The organism is Cryobacterium sp. TMT1-2-2 (assembly GCF_004403505.1).
Classification (GTDB): domain Bacteria; phylum Actinomycetota; class Actinomycetes; order Actinomycetales; family Microbacteriaceae; genus Cryobacterium; species Cryobacterium flavum.
The window spans coordinates 216,568-233,877 of the sequence record NZ_SOGS01000007.1 but is presented as its reverse complement, the minus strand read 5'-3'; the positions used below and the strand labels follow the sequence as shown (position 1 = coordinate 233,877).

Below are 17,310 nucleotides of genomic sequence, written 5' to 3'. Positions count from 1 at the left end.
AAAGAGCCGCATTACTCCTCGCCGCGACGGGCGATGACGCCGATCAGGCGTTCGAGGGCGAAGACCGGGTCGCGCCCGGCACCCTTCACCGCAGCATCCGTTTCAGCCAACATCAGGATGCAGCGCGCGAGACCCTCATCGCTCCATCCGCGCAGGTCTTTTTGCGCGCGTTCCACCTGCCAGGGAGCGAGGCCGAACTGAGCGCCGAGCTGCGCCGACCCGCCCCTGGCCCCGAATACCTTCGCCATGGTGCGGATCTTCATGGCGAACGCCGCGACGATCGGTACTGGATCCGCCCCGGAACTGAGGGCGTGCCGCAGGGTAACCAGCGCCTCGCCGTTGCGACCGGCAATGGCCCAGTCGGCGACCTTGAAGGCGTTCGTTTCGACCCGACCGCCGTAGTACCGGTCGACCGTGGTCTCGGTGACCTCGCTGGTCGCATCTGAGATGAGCTGCTGGCAGGCGGCCGAGAGTTCGGCCAGGTCGTCGGAGAACGCCGCAACGAGCTGACGCAGGGCACTGGCCGTGACGCGCTTGCCCGCCGCTTTGAACTCGTTGGTCGCGAATTCGTACTTCTCGGTGTCTTTCTTCAGCTCGGTGCAGACGATTTCGATGGCGCCGCCGAGTCCGCTGCGAATGGTGTCGAGCAGCTTCTTGCCGCGCACTCCCCCGCCGTGCCGCAGCACGACATAGGTGTCGTCGGCCGGGTTCTCGAGGTAGTCGAGCGCTTCAGCCATAAAAGTGTCGCTGCACTTCTCGACATTGCTGACCCGAATCAGGCGTGGCTCACCGAACAGTGACGGGCTCGCCAGGGTGAGCAGCTCACCGGGCGCATAGCTGTCGGCCTGCACATCGCTGATTTCCAGGCTGGGATCTTCTAGTTTGAGAAAGTCGCGCAGTTGGCGGATGGCTCGCTCGGCGAGGAACGTTTCGGTGCCGGAGACGAGCACGATCGGTGCCGGACGCACCTGATGCCAGCCCAACTGGGGAATGACGGTGCCCTTACTGGTGCGGGCCGGGGCAGCCTTTCCGGACCGGGAACCGGTCGTGGCGGGTCGTGCGGCCAAAGTGATCTCCTTGGGTTTCGTGCGGCTGTCGACCAAGCCTATCCCGCACCACCGACGCTCTCGGCAGCCGGCGTGGGGTTCGCCGGCGAACCACGGTCGGCGACCTTCTCGGTCCAGAGCACGAGCGTGCCGCCCGGCCCCGGAGCGACCACCGCTATCCCCTCCCGATCGGTGCGCACCGACAGCGTGCCCACCGAAGCGAGAATATTCAGCAGTTTCTCGGTCGGATGCCCATAGGTGTTCTTTACCCCCACCGAGATCAGCCCCACCCGCGCCCGCAGCTCCGCATACAGTTCGGGGCTTTGATCGGCCGAGCCGTGATGCGCGACCTTCACCACATCGACCCGGCCGGGCGATGATGCGCGACGCAGGCCATCCTGCGCCTCCTGCCCGAGATCGCCGAGAAAGATAGAACGGATGCCCCGCCCGTCGAACATGATCGTGACACTTCCCGGGTTGCCCACCTGCATCGTCGTCGCTCCCCGAATAGGCCAGAGAATGTTCCAGGTGAGGCCGCCCAGGGTACCGGAATCGCCGCGCGCGGCCTGCCGAACGGCGGCACCGCCCGCGGCGAGCCGCTCGTGCAGGCTTACGTCCTGGGCGTTCTCCGGCACGCCGACCAGCGCGGTGTCCACCCGTCCGATCACGGCGTCGACTCCGCCGATGTGATCGAGGTCGTAGTGAGTGAGCACGAGCAGGTTGATGCGACTGACGCCGAGGGTGCCGAGGCAGGCGGAAAGTAGTTTAGGGTCCGGCCCGACGTCGACGAGTCCGTACTGATCGCCGTCCCGCACGACGACGGCGTCACCCTGGCCGATGTCGCAGGCGGCGATCTGCCAGTCGGGCGGGAAGGAGACGACACGGCCGATGCCGGTTCCGATGAGCGACCCGGCGTAACCGCCCAGGCCGATGAGTAGCACGACCAGTACCGCGGCCGGCCAGCGGGCCGGAGTGGCGGCCCGGCCACGCAGCACGACCACGAGGGTGAGCACCGTGACGACCACGAGCAACAGCACGCCGGGTGCACCGCCGGGCCAGGGCAGCCGGGTGCCGGGCAGCATCGACACCGTCTGAGCGACCGCGGCGATCCAGGCCGACGGCAGCCAGGCCACGGCGAGCAGGCCCGCGGCCACGCCCGGCAGGAGCGGCAACATCATGCAGGCGATCAGCCCGACCACCGTCGCAATCGGCGCGGCCGGACCGGCGAGAATGTTCGCAGGAACTCCGTACAGCGGCAGGCTCGGGTTCAGCAGAATCAGCACGGGCTGGCAGGCCAGTTGGGCGGCCAGGGGAATCGCGATGATCGCGGCGAGTGCAGACGGCATCCACTGGGCCAGAACGCGTGCGAGGGGACCGGCGAGGAGTAACAGCCCGGCCGTTGCGAGTACCGAGAGTGCGAAACCGTAGTTGCGGGCCAGCCACGGATCGCTCACCAACAGGGCGATGACAACGACGAGCAAGGTCGGCAGGCCGCGCCCTGGGCGACCGGCACCGATCGAGACCAGGGTGAGAGTGGCCATGACCGCCGAGCGCAGCACGCTCGGCTCCGGTGTGACCAGGATGGTGAAACCGAGCAGGGTCAGCAGCGACAATGCGATGCGCCAGGAACGACGCAGCCGGAGGTAGCCACCGAGCAGCATGATGGAGGCGATGACGATGGCACAATTGGCTCCAGACATAGATGACAACAGGGGTGGGTGCCTAATTGTGAGGCGGATCAAGTCGCCCAAGAATTGGCGGACGTTGGCGTGGTGCAGTGCCGGTCAACGGTCGCGGCCGCGGGGGTCTTTGGCATGTGCTCGTCTAAACCCGTCGGGTGCACGTTCTACGAGACCGCCACTGGAACGTTCGTTGTGGGCGGCATGGACGATGCGAAGGAGACCCTCGGTCGAGTCGGGGCCGAGTTCTAGCAACTCGATGTCACGTAAGGTGAACCGCTGAGCGCTCTTACATCACGTTCTGCGCGCGGTGATAAGCCGACCGACCGTTCGGTTTGAAATTAAGGACCTGGTCGGTCTCGGCGTGCGCATTCATTTTCGTCTGCCCTCAACACGGCGTACAGAGCATCGTCGATCCGTTCGACGATAAGCGCTAGTCAACGGCGCAACCGTCGAGAACATCAAAGGCCGGAGCGTGCCCGCGTCAGTTGCCGATGCGATCACTGGGCTGAGGTATTTCGCGCATCGATCGCCTGCGCAAGGGTGAGATTGCCGGCGACGTGCTCTCGTACAGCCATTCCAGCCTCGTGAGGCAACGCGCCGTTGAGGTCTCAGCTGGCGAGGCAATCGATTATCGACTCGCGACGCCCTTCAGCCGGATCAACGTCCATAATCACCTTGAGCGTTCTGGAAATTTGAGGTATCCGCGGTGGTGCGCATAGAGCCCTCTACTGATTCGGCTTCGATGCCCTCGAGGCCGTCGTCCTGCTCGAGCAACATCTTGCCTCCCACGAAGACCACGCCTCCTTAGCTAACTGCGCCGGATGCCCAGCCGAAGAATTGGTTCGCCAGCTCCACGACGCCATCAGCCGCGATATTGCCGGCGACGCCACCGGCAAGCGCCACCGCTCCTGCCTTGACGCTCTGTGCAAAGCTAGCGAGTCGGCCTCGCTTCTCGTCATCGTCGCCCGATTCCGTCAGAATTTTCGACAGCGCAGTGACCGCTTCGTCGGCCAAGAACGACTTCGCCGCAGTCAGTGCGCCGGCCAGATCACCGACCTTTACTGTCACCTTCTGCCGAACTTCGTTTCCTTGAGCTAGGCCAGTCACAGAGCCGTAGATGTTGTTCGTGATGTGCGTAACCGCCGCCTTGACCGCGGGCTCTTCGACCGTGGGGCCGCCGACCTCACCGGCATCGGGAAACTCGGATTGGAGATCCAGCGCCATCTCAAGTGCTTTCGTGCGCACGATATCGACGATGCCCTTGAGCGTGGATGGCGGTACGGTCTTGGTCGCGCTGTAGACGCCCCAGTACTCCAAGAAAGGCACCTTCCCCGCGTCGATCCATCCGTTGTACATCCCAACCACTGCTGGATCCCAAGGCATGCCGACAGTGTCCGATGCCTCGGCCAATGACTGAATGCCGGCCAGCGGGTCGAAAAAGGAGATCTTAAACAGGCCTTCGAATCCATCAGGCACGCCGTGTGAGCTAAGTGTGTTCGTGCCTTTGGAGCCCATGGGCCCGGTGATCAGGGCTTGGACATTGACGTGCATCGGTCCGCGGTATGACGGAAGGTCGTCCTTTGACTCGTAACCGTTCAGTTCGTTCTTCACCCACGTGAGCAATGGAGCTGCCTTGAGACGGTGCGCCACGATCATGAGCTTGCGCAACATCGCTGTGGCCTCACCATCTGATGCTTGGCTGATCACGTCGTCAAGTAAGGTCATGACCCAAGCATCTCAGACACTGATGACATACATATGAGCGATTCCATACGAGGCATACATTCAATGGCCACGTGCTCCGGTACTGCGTCGAACTCGCGTGGGTTCAGCTGCCTCAGGTCATCCCTGAGTGCCTATCATCCAGTGGCACTGGGTCTCTCGTTCACGCCGATTGCGAACAGTAAAGCAAACGGAAGTGGCGTGGAAGGGTGGTTCGGTGTTTGCTCAGCAGGCAGCTCGCCGGCGTCTGTCTCGAAGCACTGACGGCCAGGGAGTCGGAGAAGGAGTCGAAAAGGTCTACCTAACCGAGCACGACGACCGCCGTCTGTGCTCGATCGAGGCTGTCGTTCCATTCCGCGCGCAGCGTCGCTGTTGGCGGATCCGTCATGCCTCCACCAAAGTGGATGAAGACCGGCTGCCCAGCAGCAACATCACGGAATTGAAGGCCGTCCTCCATCTGTACATTCTCTTCGTTTACTGGCTCAAATTCGACATCGCTGGCCACGCCCCCCGTGTTATTCGACACACGCCAGCGACCGCCGCCGACTTTCGCCACGCTCCATTGCGTTCGTTGCGCGTCGCGCGCTTGCTCCCGACGGTTTGCCGCCTCAAGCGCCTGCGCCGCCCGCTTCTGAGCCGCAGCGGAATCGGTCGCTGCCGCAGCAGCCTCCCGAGCATGAGCCAAAGCTTGAGCCTCATGAACGGCCGCGTCGTCGCGTGCGCTCTGTGCGTCACGCACGCCTCTCCAGGCCACGATGGCGGCAATGACGGTTGCTAAAAATATTCCGAGGTTGACAAGAATGCTCGCGAGATCCACGACAAGAAGGCTACTCGATGCGGTTCTTGCCTGCCCGGAAGGCGGTCGTCCAGCGGACACCTGGAGACGAGCCTGGACACCGCATAGATTCGCGATCGCCCGCGTCCTGTAAGGGGCGCCCGAGATAGGGCCAGATGACGGGACCTAAATCGCTACAGTTGGGCCATGAAGATCGGATACGCGCGAGTTTCGACAGCACAGCAGGACCTCACCGCTCAGCTCGACGCGCTGAAGACTCTCGGCGTCGATGAGAAGCACACCTATGTCGACCACGGGCTCACCGGGATTGGCCGCGCTCGGCCAGGCCTGGAGAAGGCGCTAGCCGCTGTGCGCGCCGATGTCCAGCTCGTGGTCACCAAGCTCGACCGCCTGGCGCGCTCCATCGGTGACGCCCACAACATCGCGAAGGCGCGAGCCGAGAAGGGTGTGGCCCTCAGCCTCGGCGGCAGCGTCTACGACCCGACGGACCCGACCGGCAAGCCGCTGTTCAACGTATTCGAGATGGTTGTTAAGTTCGAGGCGGACGTCATCCGGATGCGAAAGGGCAAGCAGGTCGCCAGGGCCATGGGGCGCCTGCGCGGCAAGAAGCCGAAGCTCTCCCCCGCTCATGAGGAGCACCGCGTCGCCCTGTACAGGTCTAGGGAGCATACGACGACGGAGCTCGCGGACGATTCCGGCACCGCGCGATCGACCGTGCATCGGGCAGTCGAGCGCGCGGGCAAACCATGATGATCGACGTACTCGTGAACGGTTCGCCCGTGCCGATCGATCGGGCTGTGTTCACGCTCTTGCTCGACAACTCCGTTGCGGGCACGTACGTGGACTACGACCGCGCGCTCGCGTCCGGAAGCATCAAGCTGCGTAGGCTGGAGTTCCTCTGTCGGCGGGGCGACATCCCGCTCCCACTGTTCTTCGCTCCTCTGGCGCTTGCCGATGCCCAAGTTACGGCGAAGACAGACAAGCTCCTTGCCGGTGTGAGCAAGGACACGTTCTCGATTGGCTCGCGAGCGAAGGTGGAACTCCGCGACGTGGAGCTCATCGTGAAGGATTTGGTTCGCAAGCAGGAGCTGCTCAGGAGGCATGACAGCACACTCGGAAAGAATAGAGTCGTGGGCGTCATCAGCAAGGCGGCCCCCACTCCCGAAGAGGACGCGGCGAAGCTGATGGCCGCGATCGGACTCTCGCACGAAGCGATCCGCGCCTGCCGCAAGAAGGGCGACGCGCTCGAACTCATGATCGAGCGGCTTGAAGCGAACCAGGTACTGGTCGCCCGCAGTGTGCAGCACTACATGCCCCAGCGACTGTCGCACGTGAAGTTCAGCGGCATGACGATCCGAGACAACAAGGTGCCCTTCATCTTCCTCGCTGGGGGCGACCACGGCGACCAGCAGGAGCCTGTCGGACGCACCATCTTCACGCTCGCGCTGATGGCTGTGCTCATCGGTCGCAGGATCTTCGCCCCCATGACGTGGGACGGTGGCAGCGCGGAGACTGACCTGGGGCGGGAGTACGACATCGCCGGTGCGATGCTCCTGCCAGCAGAACAGCTCCGGTCGATGAGGCCTACGTCGCTGGACGACATGAAACGCGCCTCCGACGAGTTCAACGTCACCGCGAGCGCTGTGGTGGTACGAGCCATGCGCCTCGGTCTCATCAGACCCGACGCCGCCACGGACTACCTCGCCGAGCTGCGGAGCGAGTTTTCCCAGATTCCCTCTGGCGGCCCGCGCAGTGCGATCCTGCCGGAGAACGCCGTCAAAAGGTACGGTGGGCGCGAACTGTCACGGCGAATGCTGCGCGCGTTGGACGCGTCGAGCATCTCGCAGCGCGAGTTTTGCCGGGCAGTGTGTCTGGACCGCCTCAAGCCGAGCCAGATCATGGACCTAAGGCGGGCCGTGGGATGAGCGGCTATGGGCAGAGGTATGTGTTGGACACGAACACGCTCAGCCAGATCGGTCGGCGCCGCCGAGAAAGCGATTTCTTCAAGGAGAACGTGGTGCTTCCGGAGGAAGTGCTGCACGAAGCGAGGGAGTTCCCTGACGTAGGCAGCCTGCGAAGTCTCCTCTACCCGACGACGGCGCAGGTCCTCGAATGGCTGATCCAGGTCATGGCCACCGTTCCTGTCGACGACACGAGGCTCGTCGATCTCTACCGGAACAAGGGCGGCGCGGATCCATTGCTCGTCGCGTGCGCGCTCGAGGGCCAAGCCAGGGATAGCGTGTACCTGGACGCACCCGAATGGGTCGTCGTCACAGCGGATTACGCAGCCCGACGGAAGGCGAAGGAGTTCGGCCTGACCACATTGAGCAACACGGAGTTTGCCGCGCTCATCGACAGGTCAGAGTCCCCAGTCGACGCGGATGGGTTAGAGCTATCGCCTACCGACGGCGACCCCGTGTACAGAATTTGCTCGAAGTGTGGCGCGGACTGCCGACCAGAGCCACTCGAGGCTGACGATGGCTTCAGGATCGCCTTCGTGTGCCCCCAGCACGGCGTGCACAGCGCGGTGGACCCGTTCGAGGGCGAGCGGTAGCCGGGGCGTCCCATCATCGCGAGGTCGACTCGGGGCCATAGGTCTTCCTACGATCCCATGATCGGCTCCAGTGCCGTGTACGAGACCGCAGACTACGACGTCGAGTCCCAGCGGGCGGATCTGAGCTCCAAATCCTGTGCAGCCAATTCAATGGTTTTTAAACCCATACACCTGAGTAAATTTTCACTCCGAGCCAGGTGCGCAAACGGCTTCGGTGTCTAAACGTCGTCCGCCCGCCCATTGCACGGCACGGATTCGAAGCTTTTCACTGAGCACTGCGAGGCCGCAGATCGGAACCCGGTGAGATCATTCACCATGAGCACACGTGGTTACCGACCGCCCCCAACGCGTCGTGCTTAATCCCGCCTCCTCTCAGTTCCCGCATGACACAGTCACCCCATAGGGTCAGTAACGTGCTGGATGATCAAAACCTACGTGTGCGGGAGTATCTGCGCGTCTCACTCGACCGCTCGGGCACAGGTAAGAGCCCAGATCAGCAACACGAAGAGATGGCCGCAGAGGCGCATCGGCGCGGCTGGCAGGTCCACCCCACCCCATACCGCGACGACAATCGCAGTGCCAGTCGCTATGCGACCAAGCGGAGAGAAGGCTTCGCTCAATTAATCGCGGATCTCGACGAGGGCCGGTTCGAAGCCAATCTCTTGGCGATCTGGGAGTCGAGCCGAGGTTCTCGCCGGACAGGCGAGTGGATCGATCTCATCGATCTCTGCCGTGACCGTGGGGTTCAGATCTGGGTTCTCACGCACAATCGCGTGTACGACCCGAGCAATTCCCGCGACCGTCGTAGCCTGCGCGAGGACGCATCTGACGCCGAATACGAGTCCGACAAGACCAGCGAGCGGCTTAAACGAGATATGCGTGCTGCCGCCAAGAGCGGGCGGCCTCACGGCAAGAACGTCTACGGATATCAACGGATTTACTCAGTGAAGCCCAACGGCATGCGGGTCCTCGACAAGGTGGTTGAGCACCCCGACCAGGCATGGGTCGTAAAGGAAGCCGCAGCAATGGTGCTCGCAGGCCGCTCGTACTACGACATCGCGGCTACCTTCAATGAGAAGGGCATCCCGCCACGACGCCCGGCGCGCGAGGTACACCGCAAGTCGATGGGCTGGACCGCGCCCGCTGTGAAGCAGATGCTCACCATGTCCGTGTACACGGGCATGCGCATGCACAATCCAACCGAGGGTGAACTCGCAACGTACGAAGGCATCTGGCCTCCTCTGATCACCCCGGAGACATGGGAGAAACTTCAGCTGGCGATGAATTCGAGGGGTTTCAAGTCCAACAACTGGCCGGCCAAGCATCTACTTTCCGGCATCGCCCTCTGTGGAGAGTGCGGTGCCCGCACCCGTGTCGGCCGCCAGAACGGCGGTGTTCAGCAGTTTGGCAAGAACGGCGAGCGACTCCCACGCCCTCGCTACCACGCATACCAGTGCATCGGCGTGCCGGGGCGGCCAGGCTTTCATGTTTCGATGCGCGAGGAGCACCTTGACCTGATTATCACGGAGCTCGTGCTGGCTCGCTTGGAGCGCCCTGATTTCCTGGCTACGTTGGGCGAACAGGACGAAGACGTTAATGCAGAGCGCGATGCGGTTCTGGAGGAGATCCGAGGTCACCAGGAGTGGCTTGACCAGGTTGCGATGGAGGCCGAGCGTCGCCGCGACCTGCGGATGCTCACAGAACAGCGCGATCTTGTGGAACCCAAGATCGAAGGTGCACGGAAGAAACTCGAATTGCTGGCAGCAGCTGACCCCCTGGTGCTCGAACTGGCTCAGTCCGGACGGGTGCGCGAGATGTGGGCAGAACGGGAGGAGTCCGGTGACATCGTGTGGCAGCGCCACGTGATCAGAGAACTGATCGTGCCAAGGATTCACCGTGTACCGCCGGAGGCGGTGGGGCGAAAGGGCCCAAATCCTGGCAGAGTCACCTACGACTGGCGTTAGCTCGGAACAGATACATCGGTGCCGGCTCCACCTCGGTGCCGGCCCCACCTGGGCGGGGTACGCCGGACTGGGGACGCCTCTCGCCCTCGATCAGGTCAGGCCGGCGGCCCGGGCCCGTGCGATCCAATTGGTGGCGGTGCGGGCCTGGAGACAAAACGTTTCGGCCACCGCCTTCGCTGGCGGATACCGCACAATCGCCGCGAGGCGATATACAGTTCCAACATCCGTCAGATCGATGCTCACCGATCCCCCGTTAGACGCCTTCCGATATGGCTTGAGCTCTGGAGCGACGAAGTCCACGACGGGAACGCTGAGCGCCGAAGCGTCGAGCTGGAAGGTACGCGGAAGTATCCAGCGCATGACCCCGAGCGGCGTGACCGTGCGCAGTAATGTCCCTGTAACTTCCTCATCCTCTGGCGCAACGACGGAGAAGGAGCGCAGGGTGTAATGGCCAAGCGCCTGACTGAACGCAGCTTCGATCTCAAGTCGGAAACCCTCGTCGACGGTCGCTCCACCTGGTTCGACTGACGCCGCGCTACTCAGCGGCCCCCACGCGCGCACGAGGCGCGGGATCGCCACGCCCGGGTGAACGTCGATGAGCCCATGTGACGCACTGACGTGCCAGTTGCGCTCCCGTAGTTCGGTCTCTGGAGTAATGGGCACGAATTGAATCCTTTTCCTAGTGTTGACATTGATAGGAAACGTAACTAATGTAACGAACATAACAGAAAAGCAAGATCCGGCGGAGCCTTCACTCAACACAATCCATGGCTGGAAAACTCAATCTCGTTGCGGCGGCCTCTTCGGGACACGACCTACTTAGGAGTGTTCCGTGATACCCAGTGATGCATCGACACCGACATACGACGACCTGCGTTGCGCGCTCACCGTACCGCAGGCGGAGGACACAAGCGGGCGATCGAGCTTCGTCCTTCGCGATGATATCCGCACCGGACGGCTACCTGCCTACAAGGTGGGCGGGCGCTGGCGGATCCTTCCCGCCGACCTCGACGCGTACCTGGAGGCGCTCGTAGCCCCCTCGCGGGGCACCCGATGACCGCCGCGGTCCTTGAGCGAACCAGGACGTCGCCGCCGATGACGGAACTTGAGGCGATTCGCGCGTGGGCGCGCGCTGAGGCGGCTTCCGCGCCGGCCCTCTCTGCGCAGCAGGCGTTGCGACTTCGCGGCCTCTTTTTGGTCGGCGGTGGTCACAAGTGAGCGAAATCGGCGGACGGCCCGCAGGCCAAGGCTTCGGTGGAGGCCCCACGACCCACACACCCGTTACAAGCCGCGCATTCGAGTATCCCGGTACACACCAGAGCGACGACTCCGCACTCCCGCGAGTCCGATGGGGTCTCGGACAGTCTCCGGTTTCGAGGATCGACTCGACCATGGCAAGGACGCCCAGCCACTCGGGTGTCGCGCGTGGCTGGCGAGCGAAGCGGGGCTCCACTGGGCGAGCAAACGGAGAGCGGGAGAGCAAGGGGAGAGCAGCAGAATCACCCTTGCTCTCCGCCGAGTTGCGCGCCACGACTGGGAAGTACATCACCTGGGAGAGCTGGAGAGCAGGAAGTGGAGATCTCTACGCGGGGAAGTGTGTGTGCACGCTTCTGTGCGTGCGTACGTGCCTTACGCACACGCACACGCACACGCATACTCGTGATGGCCTGAGGCACGCCGTCTTGCTCTCCTGCTCTCCCACACCGTGGAAACGGCCGCTGCTCTGGGGAAATACTCGGAGAGCATGACGGAGAGCAGTCACCGGGCGCGCCCTCCCGCTCTCCTCAGCGAGCATTTACCTCGCGCGTTCGCGTCCGTTCGCACAGCCACCGCGCCATTCAAGCCGCCTCAGCGAGCTTCTTTCAGCGCTTTCGCGTCGCCCGCGCCCTGCGCTCGAGTTGCTGCGACTTCAATGCCTTGTCGTGCCGGCGTCCTTCTGACGTCCCGAAACGCACCGGCTACCTAAATACATATAGGGCCCCGCAGCAGCTGGAACTGCTCGGGGCCATGAAGGAAAGACGTCCTCAATGACCAATCTAGACGGAAACGACGAGAATCGCGCCGGATCTGGTGACTCTGCCACCGATGTCGGCTCGCCCCTCGACGACTACCTGAATCTGACTCGCGAGCACGCGCAGGAGCTTCGCAGCAGCGCGATCCCTGCGTCCGTGGCGGCCGAGCAAGGCATCCGCAGCGCGTACGTGCGCGATGACCTGCCCAAGTATGCACAGTGGATCGCCAATCGTGGCGACGGCGTGTTCCCGACGCTTGTTTTCCCGATGACGCACCCGGACGGATCCGAAACCGGGCAGGTAAAGCCAGCCCCAGACAGCGTGACCACGCCCGCGGGACTGTTCCGCAAGTACGTGTCCCCTGGCAAGGAGAGTAACCCTCCGACGCTGCCGGAGCTGCGCGCCGTGAAGGACGCCGAGGTCGTCCTCATCGTCGAGGGCGTCAAGCAGGCTCTGGCTGCACTCGCTTGGGCCCCTGACACGTGGTCTATCTACCGCATTGCCGGCATCTGGGCTTGGCGAGTCGCTGGTGATGGCGTTGACGAGTCCGGCTCCCCCACGCCGTTCCTGGCCGTCGTCCGGGGACGCCCAGTAGTGATCATCCCCGACGCGGACGCGAAGACGAACATCCGCGTCTACGACGGCGCTGCGGCGCTCGGCGAGGCATGCGAGGGGTACGGCGCCGCAAGCGTCAAGTTCGCTCGGCTGCCCGGAGCCGACAAGGATGGGCTCGACGACCTGCTCGCGCGGCAGTCCGGCGACGACGCCCGTCACGAGCTGCTGCAGGCCTGGGTTACGAACGCCAAGTCGCGACCTGCCGATCTTCCCCAGCGCCAACGAGACCAGATGCGCAAGGCAATCCGGGACAGGGCAGCCACCGGGATCGCAAACCTCGCAACCACCGGCAACCAATTCGACGGCCGCGTTGGCATTGACGTCAGCCGGGACATGCGGCAGGTGTCCCTGGACCTGCTCGATGCTCTTATCCAAGGCAGCGGCGGAGTGCGGGTGTTCCAGCGCGACGGCGAGTTAGTCCGAGTGCGCCGTAGCCGAGACGGCAAGAATCAGAATGGCGTGCTGAAGGCCAGCGCACTCACCCGGAGTGCGCTGCGTCGCGAGCTACTTGACGTCGTGTACCCGTACACCACGCCGAACGGGTCGATTCTGCCCGCCGGGCTGGCTGACGCGCTGGTCGACCTAGTCGCGGACCACAGCGACCGGTTTCCGTGGCTGTCTGGGATCACTCGCTCCCCCCTCGTCCTGACCGACGGCGCTGTCAGCACCACCCCGGGCTACAACCCGGAAAACGGCGTCTTCCTGGACTTGACTCCCGATGTCCAGGGCATCGTCGTGCCCGAGCATCCAACCGATGCGGACATCGCTGCCGCGGCGGCACTCATCCGCGACGATCTCTTCGCGATGGATGGTGTGGGCGGGCGCGATGGGTGGGCGTTTGCGTCTGAGGCGGATCAAACGCACGCCATCGCCGGCCTGATCACACCCGTCATCCGAGCGAACGTCGGCAAGGTACCCATGCTCGTCTTCGACGGAATTCATCGCGGTGTCGGCAAGGGCGGTTGCCTCGACGTCATCCACCGCGTCGCGTTTGGCGTGCCCGCGTCCATTCAGACAACGCCGAAGTCGGACGAGGAAATGGACAAGCGAATCACTGCCAAGCTGCGGGTCAGCGCAGACACGATCAACCTGGACGAGGTCCAGGATAAGGACGGCACATCTCGTCTCGATTCGAACTCATTGGGCGCTGTGCTCACCTCGGAGATATATGAGGGGCGCAAGCTCGGGACGTCTGAGGTCCTGAGCTTGCCGAACATGGCGAGCTGGTACGGGCTCGGCAACAACGTTCAGATCCCCGGCGACATGATTCGCCGCGTGTACACCTGCCGCCTGGCCTCCGACCGCACCGACCTCGAGACGCGGGATAATTTCAGGCACGACCTGGACTCGTGGGTGCCTGAGAACCGTGCAGAGCTCCTGCGCGCCGTACTGATACTTGTTCGGGCCTGGTACGCAGAAGGGCAGCCCGAAGCTACGAAGCCGTTCGGATTCAAGTCCTTCACGGAGTGGCAGCGAGTCGTCGGCGGCATCCTGCATCATGCCGGGATCAACGGCTTCCTGTCGACCGTGCTAACGGTCAGAGAGACCGCCGACAGCGAGGCCGTGGACAACGGTGAGCACTGGAAGTGGGTCGAAGGCCGATTCCCTGTCGGCACAAAATTCGGCGCTTCCGAGGTTCTTGCTCAGGCGAAGGCCGACCCGGATGCATCCCCGCCGTACGGCAAAGCGTGGGATGAATTGGACGCACGCAAGCTCTCGATGTACTACGGCCAGCACCCCCGCTGGTATGACCGCATCCGCATCCGCCAGGACGGGAAGGTGCATGCGGGGGGTAAGGCGTACGTCATCGAACAGCTTCCCGCCGGTGTCACCCCGCTACCTACCCCCTCCTCTCCCCCTACCCCTGCCCCGGGTCCCGCTGCGGCCCCTGCACCGGCAGGCCCGCGTCCTGCCGCCGGCGCTGCGCCCGGCGAGCTCATCGAGTTCACGGGTCGCAAGGGCTTCACGCAGCGGGTCGCTCGGGCGATGCCTCCGATGAGCGGGAAGACGATCGCGGAGCTGGGCGGTGATGCGTCGTGAGCACCCTTTACTTGGACCTTAAAACCGCCGACGCAGATCGGCTGTGGGACTACGGCCCCGGCTTCGTTCGACTCGCCGGCTTCGCCGTTGGCGATTCCCCAGTGGTCACGACCACGAACATCGCCATGGTGGTCGAGATGATCGAGAAGGCCGACCTCGTTGTCGGGCACAACGTGCTCGGGTTCGACCTGCCTGCCTTGGAGCTGTACTACGGCCTCGATCTGGCGGGTCTGGTGCGCGAGGACCGCGTGATGGACACACTGCTGGCTGCCCGACAAAACGATCCACCGCTTTCGGGGAAGGTTGACGCGCGCCGGTACAACTTGGATGCCCTCGCCAAGCGCTTGGAACTTGGCGGGAAGCTCGCGGGAGACTGCGGCTCCGCGCTCAAGGCACTAGCCCGTGAGTTCGAGGGGTACGACAAGATCCCCGTGGACCATCCGGACTACGCGCGGTACCTCGTGCAGGACGTTGAGCTAGTGCGCGAGCTGTCCAAACTCTTAGTCGTCGATGACTACCTGCGGCGAGAACACCAGGTGATGTGGAGACTGGGTCACATTGCGAAGCACGGTTTCCGTCTTGACCTTGATCTTGTGCAGCGATTGATCGCCGAGCGAGCTGCTCGCGTTCAGGCTCTGAAGAAGCGGTTGTATACCGTGCACGGTCTGCCGCTGGAGGGGAAAAAGCCGCACACGACGACGGCTGGCATCTTGGCTCTTGAGAAGGCGTTCATCGACCTCGGCGTCACGCCACCTCGGACACCAACGGGTGCGTTGGCGACGGGTAAGGAGGCGCTAACCCAGCTTGAAACCCAGCACCCGGAGAACGTGGGATTGATGGAGCTGTGCCAGACACTGCGAACTTTCAACGGGGAGCGGTCAATGGCACAGACCCTGTTGGAGCACTCAAGCTCAGACGGGCGCGTGCACCCGGGTGTTGCGGCGGTACAGGCCACGGGACGGATCAGCACTACCGACCCCGGTCTGTCAGTCATGGGCAAACGTGATCGTGGCAACATCTGCGAGCGAGCGATGCTCTTGCCCGACGTCGGGCACGTGCTCATCGGTGCGGATCTGTCGCAGATCGATGCTCGTGCAATGGCGATGCACTGCCAGGACGAGAACTACATCGCGGCGCTGGCGCCGGGCAAGGACATGCACGACGAGATGGCAGCGGCGGTATTCGGTGAAGACGGTTGGGTCCGTGGCGCCGGCCATCACCCTCGGCGCGGTGACGCTAAGGCGATCACGCACGCAACAACCTATGGCATGGGGCCAGCGGCGCTGGCGGCCAGTGCCGGATACAGCCTTGCCGACGCTGAGAGGCAACTCGCGACGCTGGAACTGAAGTTTCCAGGCTTGGCTGCGTTCAAGACGTGGATACGCGCTGATGCTTCCCGTCAGGTAATCGCCAATGCGTTTGGTCGCCGGATGCGGGTGCAGCCGGGCAAGGAATACACCCAGGCGCCTGCGCACATCGGGCAGGGCACAGCACGCGATCTGATGATGGAGGGCGTTTTGCGCCTGCCTGAGTGGTTGTTGCCGGGCCTACGAGCCATCGTCCATGACGAGATTATTCTCTCCGTGCCTGAGCACCGTGCCGATGAGGCTGAGGCGGCCGTGCTGGACGCACTGCAATTCGCCTACCGGATCGCGCCGGATGCGGCGTCGGTTCTGGTTCTGGCCGACAGGTCTGATCGAGGGCGCGACTGGGCTGATTGCTACCGCAGCGAGAAGAAGGGATGGCCCGAAGCCGCCCGCGACCACCGAGAACTTTTGACGTGCACCCATGTGGGCTGCACGTGGCACACGACTGACAACCAAAGCAAGGAAGGAAGAGCAGCATGAATACCACGAGAGGGGCTGCAGCTCCGGTTCGCGTCGACCGTTGGCTGACCGCGGTGGCCACGGTTTTGGTGGCTGGGATTTCCATTCTCGCCTTTGTCCTGTCGTTCGAGGTGTTGCGCGACCTCGCGTCCCGCTCAGGCGTTCCTGCCGATATTGCGTGGGCGTGGCCGTTGATCGTGGATGGCAGCATCGTCACCGCGATGCTCGTGATCTTCGCGTGGCGCGGTCGTTCACGCCGTGCGACAGCGTGGCCATGGGTCACATTGTCGGGATTCGCCACCGTGTCGGTGGTTGGAAATGGTGTGCACACAGCAGCCGTGTACGACCAGGCCCAGGGCATCTCGATGGCGTTCGCAATCTTCGTGGGTGCAATCCCGCCGGTCGGGCTGTTGCTGTCCAGCGAGATGCTCGTGCGCCTACTGACACCGGCAGAAGAGCTTGTCGCGGAGCTGGTGTCTACCCGGGACGCTGTCGTGCCAATGACATCTGTGCCTGTCAGCTTGACAGTGGTGGATGACACGGCGGTCGCGGACACTGTCGCCGCGGTCACCGTCCTCGATACGGGCGCGGCAGAGGTTGTCGCGCCTGACGCGGTCGCTGTCGCGCCTGCCACTCGTGCGCCGGAGGTTGTCACGCCTGTGGATCAGGTGACGCGCTTGCACGCAGTGGAGTCAATCCCGATTGACCGGGCAGGACAGGTCAATTGGATCGTGTCGCGCGCCACGACAGGGCACGACGTGACAAAGGAAACTCTGGTACAGCAGTTCGAGGAATCAGGAAAGCCCTTGACCGACCGGACAGTGTTGCGTCGTCTAGCGGATGCGCGCAAGCAGGCTCCTGACATGTTGCGCGCCAACGGGTGAGTAGTTTCCGAACTACTGGAACACGAGAAGGAGAACTGGCATGACACCAGCGATCGCCGCACACCATCAGGACCCCGCGCACGTCTCCGCTTTCGAGCCCGGCAAGGACGATCACGCCTGCCGTGCCTGCGGGCGATCAAGCATGACGAAATTGTTCTGTCGGTCCCGG

The 17,310-nt window shown here is 63.5% G+C and carries 14 protein-coding genes; 8 read left to right on the top strand and 6 right to left on the bottom strand.

Features of this window, described 5'->3' with window-relative positions:
- Window positions 1-11 precede the first annotated feature (11 nt).
- The 5 genes from holA to E3T35_RS06310 form a co-directional block, all read right to left on the bottom strand.
- Window positions 12-1,067, bottom strand: coding sequence for a DNA polymerase III subunit delta (gene holA, locus E3T35_RS06325; protein WP_134378174.1), 1,056 nt, complete (start codon window positions 1,065-1,067; stop codon window positions 12-14).
- A gap of 38 nt (window positions 1,068-1,105) precedes the next feature.
- Window positions 1,106-2,746, bottom strand: coding sequence for a ComEC/Rec2 family competence protein (locus tag E3T35_RS06320; protein WP_134378173.1), 1,641 nt, complete (start codon window positions 2,744-2,746; stop codon window positions 1,106-1,108).
- 639 nt (window positions 2,747-3,385) lie between these two features.
- Complete coding sequence (locus E3T35_RS19175; protein ID WP_166789853.1) at window positions 3,386-3,526, bottom strand: hypothetical protein; 141 nt, start codon at window positions 3,524-3,526, stop codon at window positions 3,386-3,388.
- 6 nt (window positions 3,527-3,532) lie between these two features.
- Entirely contained in the window at window positions 3,533-4,453 is a 921-nt protein-coding gene (locus tag E3T35_RS06315; RefSeq protein WP_134378172.1) for a hypothetical protein, read from the bottom strand.
- A 298-nt stretch (window positions 4,454-4,751) separates the two neighbouring features.
- On the bottom strand, window positions 4,752-5,267 hold the full coding sequence (locus E3T35_RS06310) for a hypothetical protein (protein ID WP_134378171.1): 516 nt from the start codon (window positions 5,265-5,267) through the stop codon (window positions 4,752-4,754).
- 165 nt (window positions 5,268-5,432) lie between these two features.
- Between E3T35_RS06310 and E3T35_RS06305 the strand changes: the two genes are divergently transcribed.
- The 4 genes from E3T35_RS06305 (at window position 5,433) to E3T35_RS06290 (ending at window position 9,764) form a co-directional block, all read left to right on the top strand.
- Entirely contained in the window at window positions 5,433-5,996 is a 564-nt protein-coding gene (locus E3T35_RS06305) for a recombinase family protein (protein WP_134378170.1), read from the top strand.
- The gene (locus tag E3T35_RS06300; protein WP_134378169.1) at window positions 5,993-7,171 is read left to right on the top strand and encodes a hypothetical protein; all 1,179 of its coding nucleotides are present in this window, start codon (window positions 5,993-5,995) and stop codon (window positions 7,169-7,171) included. The genes E3T35_RS06305 and E3T35_RS06300 overlap by 4 nt, the downstream gene beginning before the upstream one ends.
- Window positions 7,168-7,800, top strand: a complete 633-nt coding sequence (locus tag E3T35_RS06295) for a hypothetical protein (protein ID WP_134378168.1) — start codon at window positions 7,168-7,170, stop codon at window positions 7,798-7,800. The genes E3T35_RS06300 and E3T35_RS06295 overlap by 4 nt, the downstream gene beginning before the upstream one ends.
- Window positions 7,801-8,213: 413 nt before the next feature.
- Window positions 8,214-9,764: a recombinase family protein gene (locus E3T35_RS06290; protein ID WP_166789852.1), complete on the top strand. Its 1,551-nt coding sequence runs from the start codon at window positions 8,214-8,216 to the stop codon at window positions 9,762-9,764.
- A 90-nt stretch (window positions 9,765-9,854) separates the two neighbouring features.
- On the opposite strand, the gene E3T35_RS06285 is transcribed toward E3T35_RS06290, so the two are convergent.
- The gene (locus tag E3T35_RS06285) at window positions 9,855-10,427 is read right to left on the bottom strand and encodes a hypothetical protein (protein WP_134378166.1); all 573 of its coding nucleotides are present in this window, start codon (window positions 10,425-10,427) and stop codon (window positions 9,855-9,857) included.
- Window positions 10,428-10,596: 169 nt separating this feature from the next.
- Between E3T35_RS06285 and E3T35_RS06280 the strand changes: the two genes are divergently transcribed.
- The 4 genes from E3T35_RS06280 (at window position 10,597) to E3T35_RS06265 (ending at window position 17,141) form a co-directional block, all read left to right on the top strand.
- Window positions 10,597-10,821 (top strand): helix-turn-helix domain-containing protein, encoded by a 225-nt coding sequence (locus E3T35_RS06280; protein ID WP_134378165.1) that lies wholly within the window; start codon window positions 10,597-10,599, stop codon window positions 10,819-10,821.
- A 970-nt stretch (window positions 10,822-11,791) separates the two neighbouring features.
- Window positions 11,792-14,431 (top strand): DUF3854 domain-containing protein, encoded by a 2,640-nt coding sequence (locus E3T35_RS06275; RefSeq protein WP_134378164.1) that lies wholly within the window; start codon window positions 11,792-11,794, stop codon window positions 14,429-14,431.
- Complete coding sequence (locus E3T35_RS06270; protein WP_134378163.1) at window positions 14,428-16,278, top strand: DNA polymerase; 1,851 nt, start codon at window positions 14,428-14,430, stop codon at window positions 16,276-16,278. The genes E3T35_RS06275 and E3T35_RS06270 overlap by 4 nt, the downstream gene beginning before the upstream one ends.
- Complete coding sequence (locus E3T35_RS06265) at window positions 16,275-17,141, top strand: DUF2637 domain-containing protein (RefSeq protein ID WP_134378162.1); 867 nt, start codon at window positions 16,275-16,277, stop codon at window positions 17,139-17,141. The genes E3T35_RS06270 and E3T35_RS06265 overlap by 4 nt, the downstream gene beginning before the upstream one ends.
- Window positions 17,142-17,310: the final 169 nt, after the last annotated feature.

Bases quoted from the DNA above. Each gene is read 5' to 3' on its own strand.
- E3T35_RS06320 (WP_134378173.1), bottom strand. From the start codon at position 2,746: ATGTCTGGAGCCAATTGTGCCATCGTCATCGCCTCCATCATGCTGCTC.
- E3T35_RS06315 (WP_134378172.1), bottom strand. From the start codon at position 4,453: ATGACCTTACTTGACGACGTGATCAGCCAAGCATCAGATGGTGAGGCC.
- E3T35_RS06305 (WP_134378170.1), top strand. From the start codon at position 5,433: ATGAAGATCGGATACGCGCGAGTTTCGACAGCACAGCAGGACCTCACC.
- E3T35_RS06300 (WP_134378169.1), top strand. From the start codon at position 5,993: ATGATGATCGACGTACTCGTGAACGGTTCGCCCGTGCCGATCGATCGG.
- E3T35_RS06295 (WP_134378168.1), top strand. From the start codon at position 7,168: ATGAGCGGCTATGGGCAGAGGTATGTGTTGGACACGAACACGCTCAGC.
- E3T35_RS06275 (WP_134378164.1), top strand. From the start codon at position 11,792: ATGACCAATCTAGACGGAAACGACGAGAATCGCGCCGGATCTGGTGAC.
- E3T35_RS06265 (WP_134378162.1), top strand. From the start codon at position 16,275: ATGAATACCACGAGAGGGGCTGCAGCTCCGGTTCGCGTCGACCGTTGG.